The organism is Halolamina sediminis (genome assembly GCF_001282785.1).
GTDB lineage: Archaea > Halobacteriota > Halobacteria > Halobacteriales > Haloferacaceae > Halolamina > Halolamina sediminis.
Genome location: NZ_CVUA01000001.1, coordinates 106,792 through 126,701 on the forward strand (window position 1 = coordinate 106,792; position 19,910 = coordinate 126,701).

Consider the following 19,910-nt stretch of genomic DNA (forward strand, 5'->3'; position numbering starts at 1 on the left):
GTTCGTCGACCACTTGCGACCGCAGTGTGCCGGACACGAGGTCCGGCACGGCACCGAGTCCCCACCCCTCCCCCCGCGAGCGCCAAGGTGGCGCTCGCGAGGCGTCCACCGCCTCCGCACCGCTGCCGGCGGTGGCGCGCGACGTGAGCAGGGCGAGACCGAAGGTCTCGCTGGCCGTGCGGGCGACGCGTGGGTCGCCCGCACGACGCCTCCGTGCGCGAACGAGCGCGCGAGGGACGACCGACTGAGCGGAGCGAAGGAGGAAGTCGGCTGGGGAGGTGTGTGGGCTGTGCGGGACGGTGCGGTCACAAGGTGCCAACGATCGAGATGCTGTCGCCGGAGCGGTTGCTGTGTCGCCGTAAAAAAGAATCACTCAAGGGAACTCAAAAACCAAACCGCCCGAACCCACTCACTCCAACAACTCCGACGGCGGCGACTGCCAATCACTCGCCGAATCCTGCGGCTCGTACCCAAGTAGCTCCTTCGTGTGCTCCAGATCGAACCAACTCCGGGGGTTGTCGCTGGTCGCGAAGAAGATCCCGAACTCGGTGTCCTCGTCCGTCAAACAGAGCTCGACCAACTGCGCCCAGTCCCGCAGCGAGAGCCACGTCCCCTTCAGCCGCTTCACCTGCTCGGTGTACGCCTCGCTCCTGCGCTCCCACCGCCCCTCCTCGACGCCACGCTCCGCGTCGCCGTACGGGTGGTCGTAGTCGCCCCCACGAACGCTCGCGATCCGGGCGGCGTAGAACCGTTTTGGATACTCCCGCTGCTCGACGTAGTACCGCCCCAGATCCTCGCCGTACGCTTTCGAGACGCCGTAGTAGGAGTCCGGTCGCTCGTCGTCGTCGACGGTGACGGTCGTGTCGTCGTCGAGTTCGTACACGTCCGGTTTCCCCTCCTCCTCCCACATCCCGGCGGCGTGGATCGAGGAGGCGAACACGAACCGCTCGACCTCGGCGTCTGCGGCGGCTTCGAGCACGTTCCGCGTCCCGACGAGGTTGCTCCGCTCGACGGACTCCCACGACGCCGAAACCGCGGGGTTCGCGGCGAGATGAACGACCGCGTCGACGCCGTCGAACGCCGGCCGGATCGCGTCGTACTCCGAGATATCGGCGACGACGTCCACGTCCGGGGCGTCCTCGCGATCGAGGTAGACGAACTCGTGGGGCGAGTCGTCGGTATCGAGGTGTTGCTTGATTCCCGAAGCGACCTGACCTTCCGATCCGGTGACCAGCACGCGCATACCCGGAGGTGGGCGGAGGCCGAGAAAAACGCCGGGATGGCCGGATGACTATGAGCGGAGGATTCATACCCGATAGCGTACCACTCCCGGGCATGTACGCGGTCGTCGGCTGTACCGAGTGTGGCACCTACTGGCTGCTCACGGACCCCCGGGAGAGCGACTCCGCGACCTGCCCCAAATGCGGCCGGCGCCACCAGACGAAGAAGCTCAATCGTTTCTTCGAGTCGGAGGACCGCGAGGCCGCCCGCGAGGCTCGCGCTGCCCTGCTGGCGAAGAAACACGGCGACAGCGCCGCGTTCGACGACGTGGCGCACGTCTCCGAACTGGAGGAGCGCATCGAGGAGAGCGGGCTCTCCGAGGAAGCGTACCTCGAACAGTCGGGCATCGACGCCGACGAGGTGCAGGCGGCGGGCGACACGTCGAAATCGGCCTCACGCAGCCGCGACGAGAAAGTTCGCGATGCCGTCCGGGAGGGGGGAACCGAGGCCGAAATCGTCGAGCGTGTGGTTGAGGACGGCGTTCCCCGCGGCGCCGCGGAGAAGCTGTTGGAGAAGCTCCGGCGACAGGGGGAAGTGATCGAGTCCGGCGGTGAGTTGCGGTTGGTGTAGCGTTCAGGGCGGAAGGTGTCGGTCGTAGACGTTCCGTCGGTGGCCGACAGCTTCGACGACGATGGTGCCGTCACTACGGTCCCAACTCACTACTACCCGATAGTCACCGACTCGGAGCTTGTAGTACGGATATCCCGAAAGCGGTTCCAGTCGGTGTTCGGTCCACTCGGTCGCTTCTTCGACTTTGTTCAGTACGCGGTCGGCGACCTGTGGATCGAGCCCGTCGAGATGGTCGAGTGCCTGTTCGGTGTACTCGACCTCAGTCATCGAGTCCGAGCCGTTCGCGCGCCTCTTCCTCCGACACCGTCTCACCCTGTTCTCGCTGCTCACGACTCTCCTCGAGGTCGTCGAGCGTTTCGTCGCTCAGTTTCGTGGACGGGTCGACCCAGTCACGGAGCGCGTCCCGAATCGCTTCGGACTTGCTCGAGTATCCGCGGCGCTCCCACTCGTCTTCGATCTGTTCGAGCAGCGTCTCGGGCACACGAACGTTGATTTTCCGCATTCGGTCGTCCCCACTTTCGGCGTCGGTGCTCATACTGTGTGATACAGCTGTATCACAGAAAAACCTTCGCCGCCGTCGACGCGCCTTACCGACCCAGTTCCGCGTGCGCACTCGACAGGTTCCGCGACGCAAGCGCCGAGAGCAGCGAGAGCTCCCCTGCCAGCGCACCCGTCGCGACACACTCCGCGAGCGCGTCGGCGTTCGAGCCCGCAGGATCGCCGCCGCCGCGGATCCCCAGCACGTCCAGCCCCTCGGCCTGCGTCGGGAGCTTCGTCCCGCCGCCGACGGTGCCCACTTCGATCGACGCGAGCGAGACGGCGGCGTACAGCCCCTCCTCCCGCGCTTCGACGGAGACGATCCCGTTACTGCCCTCGACGACCTGTGCGGCGTCCTGCCCGGTCGCGAGGTACATCGCGGCGACGACGTTCGCGACCTGTGCGTTGAACCCGAGACTCCCCGCCTTCGCGCTGCCGATCAGGTTCTTCCGGGTGTTGACCTCCGCGATCGCTTCGGGCGTGGTCTTCAGCGTCTCCTCGACGAACTCCCGGGGAAGCGTCGCCTCGGCGGTGACGCTGCGGCCCCGCCCCTCGACGGCGTTGATCGCGGCGGGCTTCTTGTCGGTACAGAGGTTCCCCGAGAGCGCGACCAGCGAGGCGTCGGTCTCGCGCTCGATCACGTCGCAGGCCTCCCCGGTCGCGATCGTGACCATGTTCATCCCCATCGCGTCCGCGGTGTCGTAGCGGAACCGCAGGAAGACGTTGTCGCCGACGACGTAGGGCGTCACGTCGAGCAGCTTCCCGTGGCTCGTGGTCGACTCCGCAGCCTCTCGAAGCTTCTCGGTGTTCTCCCGGACCCACTCCGCCAGCGCCTGCGACTCCGCGATCCCGCTCGTCCGGAACACCGGCGCGCGGGTCATTCCCGTCTTCGTCACCCGCGCGGTCGCGCCACCGGCATCGTCGATGACGGAGAGCCCGCGGTTGACGGAGGCCAGCAGCGCGCCCTCGGTGGTCGCGAGCGGGAGGTACGTCTCCCCCTCGAACGCGCCGCCGTCGATGGTGACGGGGCCGGCGACGCCCATCGGGATCTGAGCGGCGCCGACCATGTTCTCGATGTTGCTGCCCGCCGCCTGCTCGGCCGGGAAGGCGTACTCGCCGGTCGTTTCCAGTTCGGCGCCGGAGTCGCGCTCGACCACCAGCCGCCGGGCCGCGGCGGCGGTGTCAGCGTCGGCGTGGTCCTCGAGCTCGTACAGCCGCAGGTCGCCGCTCTCGACCCGGTCGGCCAGCTCCTCGGCGGCGTCGGCGTCGACGCGGTCGGTCATGCCCCCGGGTTCCGTCGGCGCGGGCAAACCGTTACCGATCCGGGGCGGTCGGCTCGCCCCGTCCTACGGTGACCGCGCCCGCGGGACCGCCCGCTTCCCGAACGGTTTTGCCCGATCCGGCCCGTCCTCCGGCAATGACCGAGGCCGCCGACACCGTCTTCCTCGACGGCGAGATCCACACGCTGACCGACCCCGACGAGACGTACGAGGCCGTCGCGGTCCGCGACGGCGAGATCGTCCGGCTGGGGAGCAGCTACGACGTGGAGTTCCTCGCGGGCACCGACACCGACACCATCGACCTCGACGGCCGCGTGCTGCTCCCGGGGTTCATCGACGCCCACACGCACCTGACGACCGTCGGGGAGTACCTCGTCCACGCCGACCTCTCGGCGGCCGACGACCTCGACGAGGCGGTGTCGCTGCTCCGTGAGCGCGCCGCGGAGACCGACCACGCGGAGGATCCGGAGTGGATCCGCGGCTACGGCTACGACGAGAGCACGTGGCCCGAGGACCGCTACCTCGACCGCGAGGACCTCGACGCCGTCAGCGAGGAACGTCCCGTCGTCGCGTTCCGGGAGGACATGCACGTCGCCTCCGTCAACAGCGTCGTCCTCGATCGCTACGCCGAGGAGATGGCCGCGGAGAACGTCCACTACGAGGGGACCGAGCCGACGGGCGTGCTCGTCGAGGAGGCGGTCGACGTGCTGTACGACGCGGTCGCGCCCGACGCCGCGGAGACTGGCCGGCTTGCCGCGGCCGCACAGGCTCGCGCGAACGAACTCGGTGTTACCGGCGTCCACGACATGGTCCGCGGGTCGTACGCTCCCGAGGTGTATCGCGACATGGATCTCGCCGACGAGCTCTCGTTGCGGGTGCGCATCAACTACTGGTCGGACCACCTCGATGCGCTTATCGAGACCGGCCTGCGGACGAACCACGGCTCCGAGATGGTGCGCGTCGGCGGGGTCAAGTCCTTCACCGACGGCAGCTTCGGCGGCCGGACCGCGAAGCTCTCCGAACCCTACCACGACGACACCGACGAGTACGGCTCGTGGGTCGTCGAGCCCGAGGAGCTTCGCGAAATCGTTCAGAAGGCCGACGACGCGGGGCTCCAGATGACGGTCCACGCGATCGGCGACGAGGCGATCGACGAGACGCTCGACGCGTTCGAGCAGACCGACGACCCCGGCGGCATGCGCCACCGCGTCGAGCACGTCGAACTGGCCTCCGAGGAAGCGATCGAACGCTTCGGCGAGATGGGCGTGATCGCGTCGGTCCAGCCGAACTTCCTCAAGTGGGCCAAGGAGGGCGGGCTCTACGAGTCCCGGCTCGGCGCGCGCCGGGCGGAGACTAACCGCTACGCGCTGCTTGACGGCGCGGGCGCCCCGATCGCGTTCGGCTCGGACTGCATGCCGCTGGATCCACTGCTCGGCGTCCACCACGCCGTCAACACCGAGGTCGACGCCCAACGGCTCGCCGTCACCGAGGCCCTCCGGGCGTACACGCTGGGCGCGGCCTACGCGGGCTTCGACGAGGGGCGACTCGGCACCGTCGAGACGGGGAAGCTCGCGGACTTCACGGTGCTCGAGGAGTCGCCGTGGGACAACGAGGGATCGATCGAGGATATCGACGTGGCGATGACCGTCGTCGACGGCGAGGTCGTGTACGACGGGCGCTGACTCAGCGTTCGAACGCCGGCTCGCGTTCCTCACGCTCCGCAGTACCGCCACTGTCGCTCTCCATCAGCCGCTCCATCCGTCGCTCGAACTCCTCGTCGGTGAGTTCACCCTCGGCGTAACGCTGCTGGAGAGTCGTGATCGGGTCGGCGGTCTCCTCGACTGCCGACGGCTCACTCGCGGCGGGGTTCGCCTCCTCGGGTGCGGCGTCGGCCTGCTCGACGAGCCCGCGGCCGAGCGAGACGGCCAGCCCGGCGGTCGCGACGGTGAAAAGCACCGCGAGCACAATCGCCGCGGTAGAGCCCGCCATCGTCGTCGAGAGCACGCCGATCATCGCCGCGACGAGCAGGGCGCCGGTCAGGAACATCCGTGCACGGGCGCTGGAGGGAGCGACGCGATGGACCAGATCGCTCATACCACACGGCTGTCGCTGTCGGCTCATATTACTGTCGCTGCGTGGACATCAGGACCCGGCGGCGCCGGCCCGCGTCGAGAGCAGCGTCGTCGCCGTCCCGCCGAGCAGCAGCACGAACCAGTAGGTGCAGAGCCGGACACAGAACGCGATCACGGCGGCGGCCGCGAGGTCGATCCCCGCAAGCGCGACGAGCGCGCCGGCGAGCACCACCTCGACACCGCCGACCCCGCCGGGAACCGGGAGGAGATTCAGGAAGTCGCTCACCGGGACGGCGACACAAGCGACCGCCAGTGCGACCGGCGTCCCCAGCGCCACGCCCGTCGTCACCGCCGGCAGGGAGAGCAGCGTCCAGCCCAGTATCGACAGCCCGGCCGCGACGACGATCCGGCTGGGTTCCGCCCGGATCAGCTGTCGCGCCTCGTCGAACTCCCCCAGCCCTCGCCCGATCGCTTCCCTGCTCGTCCTCGTCGCGATGCGTCCGGAGAGCCGGCCGAGCGTTCGATTGACCGCTGCCGCGGTGGCGTGGACGATCCTGTCGAGGTCGACCCCGGTCACGAGCGCCCCGACGAGCGCGATCCAGCCGACGGCGACGACCGCGAGCACGCCGGCGACCGGGAGCAGCCCGGTCCGGCCTCCCGCGACGAGGGCGATCGTCCCCCCGAGTGCGACGACGGTCGAGCCGAGGAACGTCGACGCCTGCGCGATGATCGTCGCCGGGAGCGCCCGGTCGGTCGGGATCCCCGTCGCCGAGCGCATCGAGTAGGCGATCAGCACCGGCCCCGCGACGTTGCCGACCGGGAGGAGCTGGCGGCCGTAGACCCCGCGGAGGTACGCCAGCGCGCCGTCGACGGAGGGGCGCACGCCGAGCAGCGCCGCCAGCGCGAGGAACTGCGCGCCCACCCCGCCGACGGCCGCGACGAGCCCCAGCGCGAACGGCATCGGGTCGAGCGACGCGAGGGTCGAGACGACCTGCTCGACGCCGACGAGCCAGCCGAACAGCGCCAGCGCGAGCAGTCCCGCGGCGAGACCGGCGGCAACGGAGAGACGCTGACGGGCGCGGGACACGCTCCGACGTGGTGCGGCACGCGTAAATCGTTCGGGGGAAAGAGCCATGCCCCGTCCGGCCCACGCTCCCGCCATGCTCCTCCAAATCCCCGGCGGCCCGGAACTGCTGATCATCCTCCTCGTGATGGCGCTGTTGGTCGGCGTCCCGGTCGTCCTCGCGGCGCTGTTCCTGTTCGTCCGGTTCGTCGGCGGCAGCGACGACAGCGACGAGATCGCCGAGCTCAAAGGCCGGATCGAGGAGCTGGAAGCGGAGGTCGCGGCGGGCAGGGAGGCCGCCAGCAACGATGTCTCCGTCGAGGACGAGCGTAGCGAGGCGGGAAAACGGCGCGAACGAAGTGAACGGCGGGAAACCGCCTCGGAAGCGAGCGGGGAGGAACGACCTGCGAGCAGCGTCGACTCCGACGGCGAGGACTGACCGAAACGGCAGGCTTCTTGCCCCGCCAGTGCGCGCTCCCGATATGTCCTTCTTCGACGACCTCGCCGCTCGCATCGACGACGCCGACAGCGTAGTCTCCGTGGGGCTGGACGCCGACCCCGACCGCATCCCGGAGTTCCTCGACGACCACGACCTGCCTCGCTGGGCGTTCAACCGTCGGATCATCGACGCGACCCACGAGCACGCCGCCTGCTACAAACCGAACGCCGCGTTCTACGAGGACGCCGACGGCTGGCGTGCGCTCCGAGAGACGGTGGCCTACGCCCACGGGAAAGGTGTGCCCGTCCTGCTCGACGCGAAACGCGGGGATATCGGCAACACCGCACGACAGTACGCCGAGGTGCTCGACGAGGTGGACGCGATCACCGTCAACCCCTACATGGGCGGCGACTCGCTCCAACCGTTCCTCGCCGAGGCCGACGCGGGGGTGTTCGTGCTCTGTCGGACCTCAAACCCCGGCGGCGCCGACCTGCAGGACCTCGAACTCGCCTCCGGCGAACCCCTCTACGAGCGCGTCGCCGCGCTCGCGGACACCTGGAACGAACACGGCAACGTCGGTCTCGTCGTCGGCGCGACTGCGCCCGAGGAGCTCGAAACCGTCCGGGAGGTCGTCCCCGAAATCCCGTTCCTCGTCCCCGGCGTGGGGGCACAGGGCGGCGACGCCGAGGCCGCGGTCGAACACGGCCTCGCGTCGAGCGACGCGTGGCCCGTCGACGTCGGGCTCGTGAACTCCTCGCGCGGGATCATTTTCGCCGGCGAGGATGTGGGCCGGAACACCGTCTCCGGGGCCTCGGGCGGGCGGGACCCCGACGAGGACGCGTACTTCGCGGCGGCGGGCGACGCCGCCGCGCGGCTCAAAAAGCGCCTGAACCAGTACCGCTGAGGCGGCAGACTGCTCCCCCGGCGAGGGGCTTAGGTGGCTCACGCCCCAAAATCAGCTATGGTCCGTGACACGGTCGGCGTCGTGCTCGCGGCCGTGCTGACCGGGCTCGCGTCGGTGTTGCTGATCGCCGCGATCGCGGTCCAGCCGTTCCTCGTCGTCGCCGCCCTCCCCTTTGCGGCCGGCGCCTACCTCCTCTGGGAGGGCTCCCTCGGCGAATACGGCCGGCTGGGCCCCTCCGGCACATGCCGAGCGCGGGCGGCAAACGGACGAACCACGAGCGAGGGAGCCCGCCCCGAGAGTGATGGAACCGGCCACGCCGACGCGGCGGGGCGCCGCCGACGGGACCGGACGCGTGACTCCGAGCGTGCCCGGCGGAAGGGACGACGGCGCGCGAGCGGCCGCGAGCGCTCCCGCGGCGCGGACAGCCTCGCCCGTCGGGAGGCCGCGGCGGTACTCGGTGTCGACGCCGACGCCGAGCCGGCGGTAGTGCGGTCGGCCTACCGCGACCGCGTGAAGGAGGTCCATCCCGACACCGAGGATGGCGACGCCGAGACGTTTCAGGAAGTGAACGACGCGTACGAACGCCTGCGGGAGGACTGACTCAGACGAACTCCGCGCCGTTTCCGGTCCACGTCCGGTAGGCCCGGGCGTCCTCGCCGTTGTCCGCGAACGCCTCGACCATCGCGCTCGCGACGGCGCGCCGGCGCTGTGGCGGACAGACCGCCAGCACCCCCGGGCCGGAGCCGCTGACGGTGACGCCGTGGGCGCCGGCCTCGCGAGCCGCTTCGACGGCATCGTCGTAGCCGGTGATCAGCGCCGCGCGGTTGGGCGTGACCACTTCGTCGGCCATCCCCGCCCCCACGAGCTCGGGGTCGGAGCGACACATCCCGACCGAGAGCGTCGCAGCGTTGCCGACGGTGGTAACGAGCTCCTCGATCGTGAGGTGGGTCGGCACGACTTCGCGGGCTTTGCGGGTGGAGATGGGCTCCTCGGGGAGACACGCGACGAGCGGGACGTCCGTCCCGACCGAGCGGACACCGTGTTCGGTCGCGATCGTGAAGCCGCCCAACAGCGCGGGGGCGACGTTGTCGGCGTGGGCGGCGCCGGAGACGACCGCCTCGCCCTCGGCGGCGATCGGGACGAGTTCTTTGCGGGAGTAGCCGCGGTCGTAGAGGTCGTTGAGCGCGAGCGCCGCGCCCGCGGCGGAGGCCGCCGAGGACCCGAGCCCCGAGGCGGGCCTGACGCCTTTGTCGATCTCGATGTGGGCGGGGGCGTCGAGTGCGTCGGCGACGGCGCCGACGGTGTTCTTCTCGGGGTCCTCGGGGATGAACTGGGCGCCGGCGCCGGTCACCTCGATGGTGGTGCGGTCGGCGCGCTCGACCCGGACGATATCCGCCGGGTGGGAGAGCGCGACGCCGAACGTGTCGTAGCCGCTACCGAGATTCGCGCTGGTTGCCGGCGCGCGGACTGTTCGCATGGGCAGTCGTACCGTGGTTCGCGCGAAAAAGCTGGCGCTCGGTGGCTACTCGTCGGCGGTGGCGAACAGCATCGGCGCGATCACGACCAGCCCCAGCCCGAGGAACAGGTAGAGCTTGGGGTTGATCGCCTGCGGGGTCAACAGGAAGATCAGGCCGAACGCACCGAAGTGCAGCCCGAGCACCTTCTTCGACCCGAGGCCGAGCAGGCCGAGCGTTCCCAGGGCGAACACGAGCAACAGTATCTGCCCAATGTTGTAGTTGAGCAGGAAACTGTCGATGACCTGGAGCGGGAGCATTCCTTACGGCTACTCGGTCCGAACGGCGCTTTAAACTTCTGCTCTCGGGCGGCGCTCGGCGGTGGCTGCCGACGCCGCGGGAGACTGGGTCGCGGGCGAGCGGAGCGCGCGCCACATACATACGCTCGCGTACGCTACGGACGGGTATGACCGAGACAGCGACAGTCGGTGGCGGCTGCTTCTGGTGTGTCGAGGCGGCGTTCGAGGAGCTTTCCGGCGTCGAGGACGTGACCGCCGGCTACGCCGGCGGCCACACCGATGACCCCACGTACCGCCAGGTCTGTTCCGGGGACACCGGCCACGCCGAAGTCGTGCAGATCGAGTACGACGAGACCGTCCTGCGCTACGAGGACGTGCTGGAGGTGTTCTTCACGATCCACGACCCGACCCAACTGAACCGACAGGGACCGGACGTGGGCAGCCAGTACCGCTCGATCGTCCTGCCCCACGACGAGCAGCAGCGCGAGGTCGCCGAGGCGTACGTTGAGGCGCTGGAGGAAGAGGGCGGCTACGACGACGAGGTTGTGACGGAGATTCAGCCGCTCTCGACGTTCTACCACGCCGAGGAGAAACACCAGAACTACTTCGAGAAGAACCCGAACGACGCCTACTGCTCGATGCACGCGACGCCGAAGATCGAGAAGGTCCGCGAGAAGTTCGAGCAGGAAGTCGAGGCCTAAGAAAGCGGTTCTGCCGAGATCTGTGGCTGGCGGAAGATCTGCTGTGCGTCGACAAGTATCGGCGGTATATTTACGCCGATATTGTTCGATTAGACGACTAATGACCGATTGGGAAGGTGTGAGACAGGAGCTCGAAGAGGCGGGCTATTCTGGATTCGAGTTCGATAGCGGCGATACGGCCGTGCCGGGACTGTCCGGTGAGTGGGTATCCGGAAACATCCCACGCGAGGGAGGATTGAAACACGAGAACCAATCGCTTTTGATACGGGTTCTCGACGGGCTACCGAGGGGTGGTGCCGTGGATGCTGCTCCAGAAAACGCCCCGGAAAGCATACGCAACATCGCTACTCAACACGGGCTGGAAGTCATCATCATTGGCGTCTCTGCCGACGAGGCACGTATCGCACTTTGTGAGTCCTCGGAGCGAAGCGCATCTGCGTAACGGTAAGTTCAGCCGAACGGTTTAATTGGTCAAACGTCTGTTAGTACGTGTGAACTCAGTTCGCCGGATACTGTTTCGTGAGCCAGATGGACGGCGAAAGGCGCTCCTTTTCTCACTCCTCTCCGTCGTTTGCCTCCTCGGCTGGGCGTATTTCGGCATTGTACTCGACGGCCCTCACAATATGCTCTTTTTGGGTATCGCGTTCGCATTCACCGGGGTAGCCGAATCTCTTCCGCCGACCCGACAGCGTTCAGCAGGCGTACTTCGAATAGTTGGCCTCGGTGTCCTGATCGTCTTCCTCGGTCTCCTCATACTGGCTCCTGAAGTAATCTGGGCTGAGTGAGTAGAGTCTGTTTTGGGAAGTACGCAATCCTCCCTACCGGCTGTTTCACTACAGATGGTCTCGAACAGACTTGGAGTTGAATATAGCCAAGATGGCTACTGTTCTAGCCGCCTCAACAGCTCTTCCCGCAGTTCCTCGCTCCCGACACAGATCACGTCACACGCCGAGAGATCGGTCCCCGCGTTGTGGTCGACACGGTACCCGACGACGACCATCCCCGCCCGTTCGGCCGCGAGCGTGCCGTTCCGTGAGTCCTCGACGGCGACGCAGTCCGCCGGATCGACACCCAGCCGTTCGGCGGCCGTCTCGTAGATGTCGGGTTCGGGCTTCCCCGGAGCGTCGATTTCGTCGTTCGAGAGGACGAGGTCGAACTCCAGACCGAACCGATCGAGCACGTACCTCATCCACGTCGGCGGCGACGAGGAGACGAGCCCGACCGGAACGCCGGCGTCGCGGGCGCCGTCCCGAACCGCCGCGAAGCAGTCGAGCAGTTCCACTTTCTCCCGGTAGACGGTCTCGGCGGTCTCGTCGTACAGGTCGACGAACTCGGCCTTCGACACCCGCGTCTCGTAGTTCGCGTCGAGGTAGTCGTAGATCTCGCGGTACGGCATCCCCGTGATCTCGTCGAGGTCGGGCAGTTCCCCGTCGAGTACCTGCGGGAGTAGCTCCTCCCGCTCGGCGGGGTGCCAGTAGTCCTCGGAGTCGACGACGACCCCGTCCATGTCGAACAGCAGCGCGTCCATGATCGCCGTACTGGTGCCCGCGTCATCGTGTTTGGGGTTTCGCGCCGACGCTCAAGGCCGATGCCGGGACCACTCCCGCGCGTGACCGACCGGATCCGACTGTTCGCGGGCGACTGCACGATCGAGTTCGAGGGCGAGCGCGAGCGGACCCAGCGCGGCTACGTGGTCGTGGTGGTGAAGCCGGACCGAACCGTGCTGGTCCACGACGCCGGCGGCTATCAGCCCGTGGCGTGGCTCACCCGCGCCGACGAACTGACGACCGAGACCGAGGGCGACTCCTTCGCGATCACGGCCCGGAGCGGCGAGCAGGAACTTCGTGTGGTCTCGGAGGCACCGACGGGCCGTCGGGAGTACCCCGCGAGCGAGGCGGGCGTGCCGCTTGGCGACTGTCCTGACTGCGGCGACGCGCTCGTCCGATCGAGCGGGGAGGTGACCTGTCTGGGCTGTGACGCGGCCTACGGGCTCCCCGCGGGGGCGACGGTGCTCGACGAGACCTGCGACGACTGTGGGCTGCCGCGGATGTGCGTCGAGCGCGGCGAGACGTTCGAGCTCTGTGTGGACTGGCGGTGTGACTCGCTGGCCGACATCGTCGCCGACGCGCTCGACGGCCGGTGGGACTGCCCCGACTGCGGCGCGGCGCTCTCGGTGGTGAACCGCGGGAACCGCCCGTTCCTCGGCTGTGACGCCTACCCCGACTGCGAGACGACGTTCTCGATCCCGGCGGGCGAGGCGGTTGGGGAGTGTCCCTGCGGGCTGCCGGTGTTCGAGACGGCCACGGGGCGGCGGTGTCTGGACGGGACGTGCGATCGCTACCGGGAGGGGGTGGTCGACGGCTGCGCCGGCCCGTGATCGGGGGCGATCACAGCCCCTATACCCGCCGCCCCGGGACGTAGCCCCATGGACGGGACGCTTCGCGACGGCGTGGTCCGACTCTCGGGCGACGCCAAACAGCGGTTCTACGACTCCGGGGGGTACGGCCGCCCGGCCGGCGGGAGCGACATCGAACTCGCGCCGGTCGAGGCCGCCCACCTGCTCTACCGCGGCGATCTCGACGCGGTCACGGGGGAGGACGGCACCTCGATGGGGTTCCGCGAGTTCCTCACCCGGACCGACGCGGTGCTCTCCTTCGTCGTCTACAAGGACCTCCGCGATCGCGGCTTCTACCTCTCGCCGGCCCGCGAGGGCTGGGTCGACGACTCGGTCGACGACGCGACGGACTTCGTCGTCTACCCGCGCGGGAAGGGCCCCGCGGACGACGAGATCGCCCACCGGCTCCGGGTCGTCGGCGAGCGTGCGCCGCTGTTGGCGGCGAGCGTCGACGAGCACGTGCTCGCAATCGTCGACGAGGACGGCGAACTCACCTACTTCGGCACGGAGTGGCTCTCCCCGTCGGGCACTGCGGACCCGCCGCTGCCCGACTCCCTCGACGCGACGCTGATGGACGACCGGCTGCTGGTCTGGGAGCCGCCAGAGGAACTGTACGAGGGCGGCTTCTTCGGGCAGCGACTGGCGGGGCGAAACGCCGACTCGGGCCCGCTCCAACTCTCGCTGCTGGAGGCGGCGTACCTCGCGGATCGGGGTTCGCTGGAACTGGATCTCGCGACGGTGCAGGGCCACGCCGAGGCGATCGAGGGCGAGCGGTTCCGCCGGCGCTACGCGGCGTACGAGTCGCTGCGGGCGGCGGGCGCGGTGCCCAAGTCCGGGTTCAAGTTCGGCGCGGACTTCCGGGTGTACGAATCGTTCGACGGCCTCTCGGATCTGGGCCACTCGGACAAGCTGGTCCGGGTCGTGGAGCCGGACCACGAGTTCCTCCCCCGGGAGCTGTCACTCGACGTACGGCTGGCCGGCGGGGTTCGCAAGCGAATGGTTTTTGCGCTGACCGAGCCGACTGGGGAGATAGATTGGCTCTGCGTCGAGCGAATCACGCCGTGAGCAGCGGCGAGGACCACCGATGACCGAGGACCAACCCACACCGAAGACAGACGGGGGCACCGATAGCGTATCGAGCGACGACGTCGCCCTCGACCCGTGGGGCTCCTCGACCATCGAAGACTACCCGAAGCTGTTCGAGCAGTTCGGGATCGAGGAGTTCGACGCCGAGGAGGTGCCGGAGCCGCACTACCTGATGCGCCGCGGGGCGATCTTCGGCCACCGTGAGTACGAGCGCGTGGCGGAGGCGATGGCCAACGACGAGCCGTTCGCGGCGCTGTCGGGGTTCATGCCGACGGGCGATCCCCACATCGGCCACAAGATGGTGTTCGACGAGCTCATCTGGCACCAGCAGCAGGGCGGCGAGGTGTACGGCCTGATCGCCGACCTCGAAGCCCACTCCGCCCGGGGGATGTCCTGGGACGAGATCGACGAGCACGCCCGGAGCTACCTGCTCTCCTTCATCGCGCTGGGGTTCGACCCCGAGGCGGGGGAGCTCTACCGCCAGTCGGACAACCGTGTGCTGCAGGATCTCGCGTTCGAGATCGGCTCGACCACGAACTTCTCGGAGTTCGAGGCGATCTACGGCTTCGGCGGCGAGACGAACGTCAGCCACATGCAGTCGGTCGTGACGCAGTTGGCGGACATCCTCTACCCCCAACTGGACGAGCCGATGCCGACGGTGATCCCGGTCGGGCCGGATCAGGACCCGCACGTCCGCTTCGCCCGCGACGCCGCCGCGCGGATGCGCTACTTCAAAGTGACCGAGGCGTTCGCGAGCTTCGAACTCGACGACGAGGAGCGTGCGCTGTTTCGCGACCTGTACGACGCGCTGCAGGCGACCGACGACGTGGACACCGACGACCTGCGGTGTGAGGACGCCGCGGAGCGCCTCCTCGCGTTCGTCAACGATCCCGCGGCGCCCGTCGACGCCGACCCCGCGACCCGAGACTCGCTGGTCGAGAAGCTGGAGAACGGCGGGAAGGAGCCGATCCGCCCCCGCGTGCGCTTCCTCGACCGCAACGCGAACGCGGCGGCGTTCGACGCGCTGATAGAAGAGATCCCGGGCGAGAAGCGGCGCTACGACGCCCACATCGACAGTTTCGACCTCGACCCCGAGGCGGCCCAGGAGATCGCCCGCGAGGTCGAGATCGAGCACGACGGCTACGGGTTCGAGGCGCCGTCGTCGATCTACCACCGCTTCATGACCGGCCTGACCGGCGGGAAGATGTCCTCCTCGATCCCTGCCTCCCACATCTCGCTGCTCGACGACCCCGAGGACGGCTACGACAAGGTGAAGTCCGCCGCGACGGGCGGCCGGACGACCGCCGAGGAGCAGCGCGAACTCGGTGGGAAGCCCGACGAGTGCCCGGTGTACGAGCTGTACGCCTACCTGCTCGCGGAGGGCGACGACGAGTTCGCGACCCGGGTGTACGAGGAGTGTGCCGAGGGCGAGCGCCTCTGTGGCGGCTGCAAGGAGCAGGCCGCCGAGTTGATGGCGGAGTTCCTCGAAGACCACCAGGAGAAGCGGGAAGAGGCGAAGGAGCTGCTCGAGGACGTGGACATCGACTTGAGCAGTGATCGGCGCGGGCTGGGCGGGCGGGAGGAAGAGGACGCGGTTTAGGTCGGAGTTTCGTTCGTCTCGTTTTTCGTCGGTATCGCCGACGGCACGGCTACGAACAGTACTGCGGGGTTCGGTGCTTGGGTCGCGAACACGACCGCGGAGTGAGCTCGACCACTTGTGACCGCACCGCCCCGCACAGCCCTCAGACCTCCCCAGCCGACTCACTCCCTGCGGTCGTTCGTCCTCCGAGGGAGCGGAGCTCCCTCGTGCCCTCGTTCGGTTCACTCACGAGGACCTCGCGCGCTCGTTCGCGCACGGAGGCGTCGTGCGGGCGACCCACGCGTCGCCCGCACTGCCAGCGAGACCGCCGGTCTCGCCCTGCTCACGTCGCGCGCCAACAGCCTCAGCGGTGCGGTGGCGGTGGACGCCTCGCCGGCGCCAATCGCCGGCGTCACCAGAACGCAAAGCGTTCTGGTTGGCAGCCGAGAGTCGAAGACTCTCGGCGACGCCCGCGGGGGAGGGGTGGGGACTCGGTACTGTGCCGGACCTCGTGTCCGGCACCCTGCGGTCGCAAGTGGCCAAGCATCGAGATGCTGTTGCTGTCGCGGTCGCTGTCTCGCTGACCGAAATTCGTCTCGCCGTCGCAGTAGCCCTCCCACTCCACACTGGGACGTCCGCTACCGATGACACAACCACCGAATCCGGCCCACTCACGGAACCTTTTTGCGCGCTCGGGAGGTTCCTCCGCGTATGGCGCCCGACACCGCCGCCCGGACGCACCGCCACGCAGCCGACGGTCGCGGGGTCGGGTTCTTCTTCGCCTGATCGGTCGGCGGAGCCCGGCGCGGGGCGGCCCGGGCGAAACCGACCGAGCGGGCAGCACCGTTCCCCAGCGACGCCGGGGCGACCACCAAACCACACACTCACCACATGCGACTCCCCGAACGACAGGTCGCGGCCCTGCAGGCCGCGAGCGCGACCGACGCACAGCCGATCCCCGAGCTCGCCGCCGAGGCGGGGATCGACGAGGCGGCAGCCCGGACTGCCGTCTTCGAACTGGAAGACGAGGGGCTGCTCTCCGTCGAGAGCGAGACCGAGGAGACGGTCTCGATCACCGACGAGGCCGAAACGTACCTCACCGAGGGCCTCCCGGAGGTCCGGCTCTACCGCACGGCCGTCGAGGCCGGCGCCCGCGACGAGCCGATCTCGATGGGGCAGGTCATCGGCGCCGCCGGCCTCGAAGGGCCCGAGGTCGACATCGCGCTGTCGAACTTCGCCCGCAAAGGCTACGGCGAGATCGAGAGCGGCGAGGTGACCGCCGACCCCGACGCCGATCCCGACGCCGACCCCGAACTCGCTGCACTCGAACGGATCGACACCGGCGAGACAGTCGAGGACGAGGGGCTGCTCGACCGGCTCGCGGAGCGCGGGCTGATCGAGCGCGAGGAACACACCGTACGCTCGGTGCTGCTGACCGACGACGGCGTCGACGCGCTGATGGCCGGCGTCGAGGCCGCCGAGACCGCCGACCGGCTCACCCCCGAGATGCTCACCTCCGGCGAGTGGCAGGAGGTGGAGTTCACCGACTACAACGTCGAGGCCGACGCGACCGAGGCAGGCGCGGGGAAGGTTCACGTGCTCCGGCAGGCTGCCGAGCGCGTGAAGGACGTCCTCGTCGGGATGGGGTTTCAGGAGATGGACGGCCCCCACGCCGACGCCGACTTCTGGATCAACGACGCGCTGTTCATGCCCCAGGACCATCCTGCACGAACGCACTGGGACCGCTTTGCCCTGGACGTTGACCCCGTCGAGGACCTGCCCGAGGATCTCGTTCGCGCGGTCGAGAACGCCCACCGCGAGGGCGTCGGCTCGGATGGCGACGGCTACCACTCGCCGTGGAGTGAAGATTTCGCGCGCGAGGTCGCGCTCCGCGGGCACACGACGTCGCTCTCGATGCGGTACCTCTCCGGGGAGGCCGAGGGCGAACTCGAACCGCCACAGCGCTACTTCTCGGTGCAGAAGGCGTACCGCAACGACACGATCGACGCCACGCACCTGCTGGAGTTCTTCCAGATCGAGGGCTGGGTGATGGCCGAGGAGCTCTCGGTACGCGACCTGATGGGGACGTTCGAGGAGTTCTACGCACAGTTCGGGATTACGGACGTACAGTTCAAGCCCCACTACAACCCCTACACTGAGCCGAGCTTCGAACTGTTCGGCCGGCACCCCGAGACCGGCGAACTGATCGAGATCGGCAACAGCGGCATCTTCCGCGAGGAGGTCCTCTCGCCGCTGGGCGTCGAGTGTGACGTGATGGCTTGGGGGCTCGCGTTGGAGCGACTGGCGATGCTGTACACCGGCGCCGACGACATCCGCGACCTGCACGGCACGCTCGCGGACCTTGAGTTCCTGCGGAACGCGGAGGTGATCTACTGATGCCCGTCGTCGATATCGACACCGACGAACTGCGCCGACTGACCGGCCACGAGGAGAAAGAGGACGACCAACTGAAGGAGGACCTGTTCGGCCTCGGCCTGGAGTTCGAGGGCGAGACCGAGGACGGCGATCTCCAGTTCGAGTTCGCGCCCGATCGGCTCGACCGGCTCTCCGTCGAGGGCGTCGCCCGGTCGCTGCGCTACCAGTACGGCGACGACCGCGGCGTGACCGTCCCGGACACCAACGATTCCGACTGGACGATCGAGGTCGACCCCTCGGTCCCGGGCGAGCGCCCGTACGTCGCAGGCGCGGTCGCACGCGGGGTGGACTTGGACGAGGACGCGCTGGACTCGCTGATCCAGCTCCAAGAGAAGCTCCACGCGACGATGGGGCGCAAGCGCGCGAAAGGCGCGATCGGGATCCACGACCTCGCGATGCTCAAAGGCGAGCGCATCGAGCAGCGCGAGATCGGCGAGGACAACGAGCTCGAACCGCCCGAGGACCTGACGCCCGTGGCCGGCGACGAGGGGCCGACCGACGTGGGCGGCCCGACGATCACCTACCGCGGGATCGAGCCCGACGGCGACGAGTTCGTCCCGCTGGACGCCGACCGCGGGATGACCCCCGCCGAGGTGCTGACCGACCACTCGACGGGCGAGGAGTACGCCGATCTCGTGAGCGAGTACGAGCGCTACCCCGCGATCTACGACGAGCTGGGGCTGTTTTCGTTCCCGCCGGTGATCAACGGGCAGCGGACCGAGGTCTCCACGGAGTCCCGGGAGCTGCTGATCGAGCTCACCGGTACCGACCAGTGGACGATCGACCGGATGCTCGCGATCATCTGCTACGCGCTGGACGCCCGCGGCGCGACCCTCGAAGACGTCGACGTGGTGTACGAGGACGGCGCCGCCGGCGAGCACGCGGGCGACCACCTCGTCCGGCCGGAGCTCGACACCCGTGAGAAGACGGTCTCCCACGAGCAGATCGAAACCACACTCGGGATCGAACTGGAGATGGAGGAGGCCGTGGATCTATTCGAGCGTTCGGGGCTGGAGGCGACGACAAATCTGGGTGACGAGACGACGTACGAGGTCTCGATCCCGCCGTACCGGACCGACGTGCTCCACTCCATGGACCTCGTCGACGACGTGGGGCGGGCGTACGGGTTCGGCGACCTCGAACCGAAGTACCCCGACATCGGCACCATCGGCGGCCGCCACGAGCGGAGCCGACTCGAACGGGCGACCCGGACCGCGCTCGTCGGCCTCGGGTTCGAGGACCTGCTGAACTTCCACCTCTCCTCGCCCGCGGAGAACTACGAGCGCATGAACGTCGACGAGGGGAGCGACGCGCTGGGCGGCGGCGAGGCGGTGAACGTTACCAGCGCCTACAGCGAGGACTACACTCAGCTCCGGACGTGGGCGCTCCCCTCGATCATGCACGTGCTGGAGAACAACACCCACCGGCGCTACCCGCAGGAGCTCGCGGAGGTGGGCTTCGTCGCCGAGCGCGACGACGAGGAGAACACGGGCGTCGCGGAGCACCGCACGGTCGCGGCCGCGATCGCGCGTACGGACGCGACGTACGAGGACATCAAGGGGAAGCTGCAGGCGCTCGTCGGCGAGTTCGACGTCGATCTCGAAACACCCGGGACGGAGCACCCCAGCTTCATCGGCGGCCGCGCGGCCGAGGTCGTGATCGACGGCGAGCACGTGGGCGTGATCGGCGAGATCCACCCGAAGGTGCTCGTCGAGCGCGATCTGGAGGTGCCGGTCGCGGCGTTCGAGTTCCGGCTGGACGCGCTCGCGGACTGAGACTCCGTTCCAGCCCGCCCTGTGGCGCGTTTTCACAGG

General features: G+C 68.6%; 22 protein-coding genes. 13 read left to right on the forward strand and 9 right to left on the reverse strand.

The window, feature by feature from the left end; all coding sequences use genetic code 11:
- Positions 1-409: 409 nt before the first annotated feature.
- The gene (locus BN1959_RS00535; protein ID WP_053946786.1) at positions 410-1,243 is read right to left on the reverse strand and encodes an NAD-dependent epimerase/dehydratase family protein; all 834 of its coding nucleotides are present in this window, start codon (positions 1,241-1,243) and stop codon (positions 410-412) included.
- A 92-nt stretch (positions 1,244-1,335) separates the two neighbouring features.
- On the opposite strand from BN1959_RS00535, the gene BN1959_RS00540 reads away from it, so the two are divergent.
- Positions 1,336-1,851: a DUF5817 domain-containing protein gene (locus BN1959_RS00540; protein ID WP_053946787.1), complete on the forward strand. Its 516-nt coding sequence runs from the start codon at positions 1,336-1,338 to the stop codon at positions 1,849-1,851.
- A gap of 3 nt (positions 1,852-1,854) precedes the next feature.
- Here BN1959_RS00540 and BN1959_RS00545 read toward each other — a convergent pair whose 3' ends face one another.
- The 3 genes from BN1959_RS00545 to hmgA are packed head-to-tail and all read right to left on the reverse strand — an operon-like array spanning position 1,855 to position 3,671.
- Positions 1,855-2,118 (reverse strand): type II toxin-antitoxin system RelE family toxin, encoded by a 264-nt coding sequence (locus tag BN1959_RS00545; RefSeq protein ID WP_053946788.1) that lies wholly within the window; start codon positions 2,116-2,118, stop codon positions 1,855-1,857.
- Positions 2,111-2,386 (reverse strand): ribbon-helix-helix domain-containing protein, encoded by a 276-nt coding sequence (locus BN1959_RS00550; RefSeq protein ID WP_053946789.1) that lies wholly within the window; start codon positions 2,384-2,386, stop codon positions 2,111-2,113. The genes BN1959_RS00545 and BN1959_RS00550 overlap by 8 nt, the downstream gene beginning before the upstream one ends.
- Before the next feature lie 52 nt (positions 2,387-2,438).
- The gene (hmgA, locus tag BN1959_RS00555; RefSeq protein WP_053946790.1) at positions 2,439-3,671 is read right to left on the reverse strand and encodes a hydroxymethylglutaryl-CoA reductase (NADPH); all 1,233 of its coding nucleotides are present in this window, start codon (positions 3,669-3,671) and stop codon (positions 2,439-2,441) included.
- Between the two features lie 134 nt (positions 3,672-3,805).
- Here hmgA and BN1959_RS00560 point away from each other — a divergent pair, with 134 nt between their 5' ends.
- A complete protein-coding gene (locus BN1959_RS00560; protein WP_053946791.1) occupies positions 3,806-5,350 on the forward strand; it encodes an amidohydrolase in 1,545 nt (514 codons plus the stop codon).
- Position 5,351: 1 nt separating this feature from the next.
- Here the strand turns inward: BN1959_RS00560 and BN1959_RS00565 are convergent, their stop codons facing one another.
- Both BN1959_RS00565 and BN1959_RS00570 read right to left on the reverse strand, forming a co-directional pair.
- On the reverse strand, positions 5,352-5,762 hold the full coding sequence (locus BN1959_RS00565) for an SHOCT domain-containing protein (RefSeq protein ID WP_053946792.1): 411 nt from the start codon (positions 5,760-5,762) through the stop codon (positions 5,352-5,354).
- Positions 5,763-5,810: 48 nt separating this feature from the next.
- The gene (locus tag BN1959_RS00570) at positions 5,811-6,827 is read right to left on the reverse strand and encodes a flippase-like domain-containing protein (RefSeq protein WP_053946793.1); all 1,017 of its coding nucleotides are present in this window, start codon (positions 6,825-6,827) and stop codon (positions 5,811-5,813) included.
- Positions 6,828-6,900: 73 nt separating this feature from the next.
- Between BN1959_RS00570 and BN1959_RS14940 the strand changes: the two genes are divergently transcribed.
- From BN1959_RS14940 to BN1959_RS00585, 3 genes are read left to right on the forward strand one after another with little or no spacing between them, the layout of a single operon-like run.
- Entirely contained in the window at positions 6,901-7,242 is a 342-nt protein-coding gene (locus tag BN1959_RS14940; protein WP_053946794.1) for a hypothetical protein, read from the forward strand.
- 43 nt (positions 7,243-7,285) lie between these two features.
- Complete coding sequence (gene pyrF / locus BN1959_RS00580; protein ID WP_053946795.1) at positions 7,286-8,146, forward strand: orotidine-5'-phosphate decarboxylase; 861 nt, start codon at positions 7,286-7,288, stop codon at positions 8,144-8,146.
- A gap of 57 nt (positions 8,147-8,203) precedes the next feature.
- Positions 8,204-8,746, forward strand: coding sequence for a J domain-containing protein (locus tag BN1959_RS00585; protein WP_053946796.1), 543 nt, complete (start codon positions 8,204-8,206; stop codon positions 8,744-8,746).
- Between the two features lies 1 nt (position 8,747).
- Here BN1959_RS00585 and BN1959_RS00590 read toward each other — a convergent pair whose 3' ends face one another.
- A complete protein-coding gene (locus BN1959_RS00590; protein WP_053946797.1) occupies positions 8,748-9,623 on the reverse strand; it encodes a homoserine kinase in 876 nt (291 codons plus the stop codon).
- A gap of 45 nt (positions 9,624-9,668) precedes the next feature.
- Positions 9,669-9,920 (reverse strand): hypothetical protein, encoded by a 252-nt coding sequence (locus BN1959_RS00595; protein WP_053946798.1) that lies wholly within the window; start codon positions 9,918-9,920, stop codon positions 9,669-9,671.
- Between the two features lie 146 nt (positions 9,921-10,066).
- Between BN1959_RS00595 and msrA the strand changes: the two genes are divergently transcribed.
- The 3 genes from msrA to BN1959_RS14270 all read left to right on the forward strand — a co-directional run bounded on the left by msrA (position 10,067) and on the right by BN1959_RS14270 (position 11,385).
- Positions 10,067-10,600: a peptide-methionine (S)-S-oxide reductase MsrA gene (gene msrA / locus BN1959_RS00600; RefSeq protein WP_053946799.1), complete on the forward strand. Its 534-nt coding sequence runs from the start codon at positions 10,067-10,069 to the stop codon at positions 10,598-10,600.
- A gap of 100 nt (positions 10,601-10,700) precedes the next feature.
- Positions 10,701-11,042, forward strand: coding sequence for a hypothetical protein (locus BN1959_RS14265; RefSeq protein WP_079978572.1), 342 nt, complete (start codon positions 10,701-10,703; stop codon positions 11,040-11,042).
- Between the two features lie 49 nt (positions 11,043-11,091).
- On the forward strand, positions 11,092-11,385 hold the full coding sequence (locus tag BN1959_RS14270; RefSeq protein ID WP_079978573.1) for a hypothetical protein: 294 nt from the start codon (positions 11,092-11,094) through the stop codon (positions 11,383-11,385).
- Between the two features lie 95 nt (positions 11,386-11,480).
- On the opposite strand, the gene BN1959_RS00605 is transcribed toward BN1959_RS14270, so the two are convergent.
- The gene (locus BN1959_RS00605) at positions 11,481-12,128 is read right to left on the reverse strand and encodes an HAD family hydrolase (RefSeq protein WP_053946800.1); all 648 of its coding nucleotides are present in this window, start codon (positions 12,126-12,128) and stop codon (positions 11,481-11,483) included.
- 60 nt (positions 12,129-12,188) lie between these two features.
- On the opposite strand from BN1959_RS00605, the gene BN1959_RS00610 reads away from it, so the two are divergent.
- The 5 genes from BN1959_RS00610 to pheT all read left to right on the forward strand — a co-directional run bounded on the left by BN1959_RS00610 (position 12,189) and on the right by pheT (position 19,871).
- Positions 12,189-12,977: a topoisomerase DNA-binding C4 zinc finger domain-containing protein gene (locus BN1959_RS00610; protein ID WP_053946801.1), complete on the forward strand. Its 789-nt coding sequence runs from the start codon at positions 12,189-12,191 to the stop codon at positions 12,975-12,977.
- A gap of 48 nt (positions 12,978-13,025) precedes the next feature.
- Entirely contained in the window at positions 13,026-14,060 is a 1,035-nt protein-coding gene (gene endA / locus BN1959_RS00615) for a tRNA-intron lyase (protein WP_053946802.1), read from the forward strand.
- 19 nt (positions 14,061-14,079) lie between these two features.
- On the forward strand, positions 14,080-15,681 hold the full coding sequence (locus BN1959_RS00620) for a tryptophan--tRNA ligase (RefSeq protein WP_053946803.1): 1,602 nt from the start codon (positions 14,080-14,082) through the stop codon (positions 15,679-15,681).
- Between the two features lie 870 nt (positions 15,682-16,551).
- Positions 16,552-18,057, forward strand: a complete 1,506-nt coding sequence (gene pheS, locus BN1959_RS00625) for a phenylalanine--tRNA ligase subunit alpha (RefSeq protein ID WP_053946804.1) — start codon at positions 16,552-16,554, stop codon at positions 18,055-18,057.
- Positions 18,057-19,871 carry a phenylalanine--tRNA ligase subunit beta gene (gene pheT, locus BN1959_RS00630; RefSeq protein WP_053946805.1) on the forward strand — a complete coding sequence of 605 codons (1,815 nt, stop codon included), beginning with the start codon at positions 18,057-18,059 and terminating at the stop codon, positions 19,869-19,871. The genes pheS and pheT overlap by 1 nt, the downstream gene beginning before the upstream one ends.
- The last annotated feature ends 39 nt before the right edge of the window (positions 19,872-19,910 follow it).

Coding starts and splice junctions, on each gene's coding strand:
- BN1959_RS00535 (WP_053946786.1), bottom strand. CDS start 1,243: ATGCGCGTGCTGGTCACCGGATCGGAAGGTCAGGTCGCTTCGGGAATC.
- BN1959_RS00540 (WP_053946787.1), top strand. CDS start 1,336: ATGTACGCGGTCGTCGGCTGTACCGAGTGTGGCACCTACTGGCTGCTC.
- BN1959_RS00545 (WP_053946788.1), bottom strand. CDS start 2,118: ATGACTGAGGTCGAGTACACCGAACAGGCACTCGACCATCTCGACGGG.
- BN1959_RS00550 (WP_053946789.1), bottom strand. CDS start 2,386: ATGAGCACCGACGCCGAAAGTGGGGACGACCGAATGCGGAAAATCAAC.
- hmgA (WP_053946790.1), bottom strand. CDS start 3,671: ATGACCGACCGCGTCGACGCCGACGCCGCCGAGGAGCTGGCCGACCGG.
- BN1959_RS00560 (WP_053946791.1), top strand. CDS start 3,806: ATGACCGAGGCCGCCGACACCGTCTTCCTCGACGGCGAGATCCACACG.
- BN1959_RS00565 (WP_053946792.1), bottom strand. CDS start 5,762: ATGAGCGATCTGGTCCATCGCGTCGCTCCCTCCAGCGCCCGTGCACGG.
- BN1959_RS14940 (WP_053946794.1), top strand. CDS start 6,901: ATGCTCCTCCAAATCCCCGGCGGCCCGGAACTGCTGATCATCCTCCTC.
- pyrF (WP_053946795.1), top strand. CDS start 7,286: ATGTCCTTCTTCGACGACCTCGCCGCTCGCATCGACGACGCCGACAGC.
- BN1959_RS00585 (WP_053946796.1), top strand. CDS start 8,204: ATGGTCCGTGACACGGTCGGCGTCGTGCTCGCGGCCGTGCTGACCGGG.
- BN1959_RS00590 (WP_053946797.1), bottom strand. CDS start 9,623: ATGCGAACAGTCCGCGCGCCGGCAACCAGCGCGAATCTCGGTAGCGGC.
- BN1959_RS00595 (WP_053946798.1), bottom strand. CDS start 9,920: ATGCTCCCGCTCCAGGTCATCGACAGTTTCCTGCTCAACTACAACATT.
- msrA (WP_053946799.1), top strand. CDS start 10,067: ATGACCGAGACAGCGACAGTCGGTGGCGGCTGCTTCTGGTGTGTCGAG.
- BN1959_RS14265 (WP_079978572.1), top strand. CDS start 10,701: ATGACCGATTGGGAAGGTGTGAGACAGGAGCTCGAAGAGGCGGGCTAT.
- BN1959_RS00605 (WP_053946800.1), bottom strand. CDS start 12,128: ATGGACGCGCTGCTGTTCGACATGGACGGGGTCGTCGTCGACTCCGAG.
- BN1959_RS00610 (WP_053946801.1), top strand. CDS start 12,189: ATGCCGGGACCACTCCCGCGCGTGACCGACCGGATCCGACTGTTCGCG.
- endA (WP_053946802.1), top strand. CDS start 13,026: ATGGACGGGACGCTTCGCGACGGCGTGGTCCGACTCTCGGGCGACGCC.
- BN1959_RS00620 (WP_053946803.1), top strand. CDS start 14,080: ATGACCGAGGACCAACCCACACCGAAGACAGACGGGGGCACCGATAGC.
- pheS (WP_053946804.1), top strand. CDS start 16,552: ATGCGACTCCCCGAACGACAGGTCGCGGCCCTGCAGGCCGCGAGCGCG.
- pheT (WP_053946805.1), top strand. CDS start 18,057: ATGCCCGTCGTCGATATCGACACCGACGAACTGCGCCGACTGACCGGC.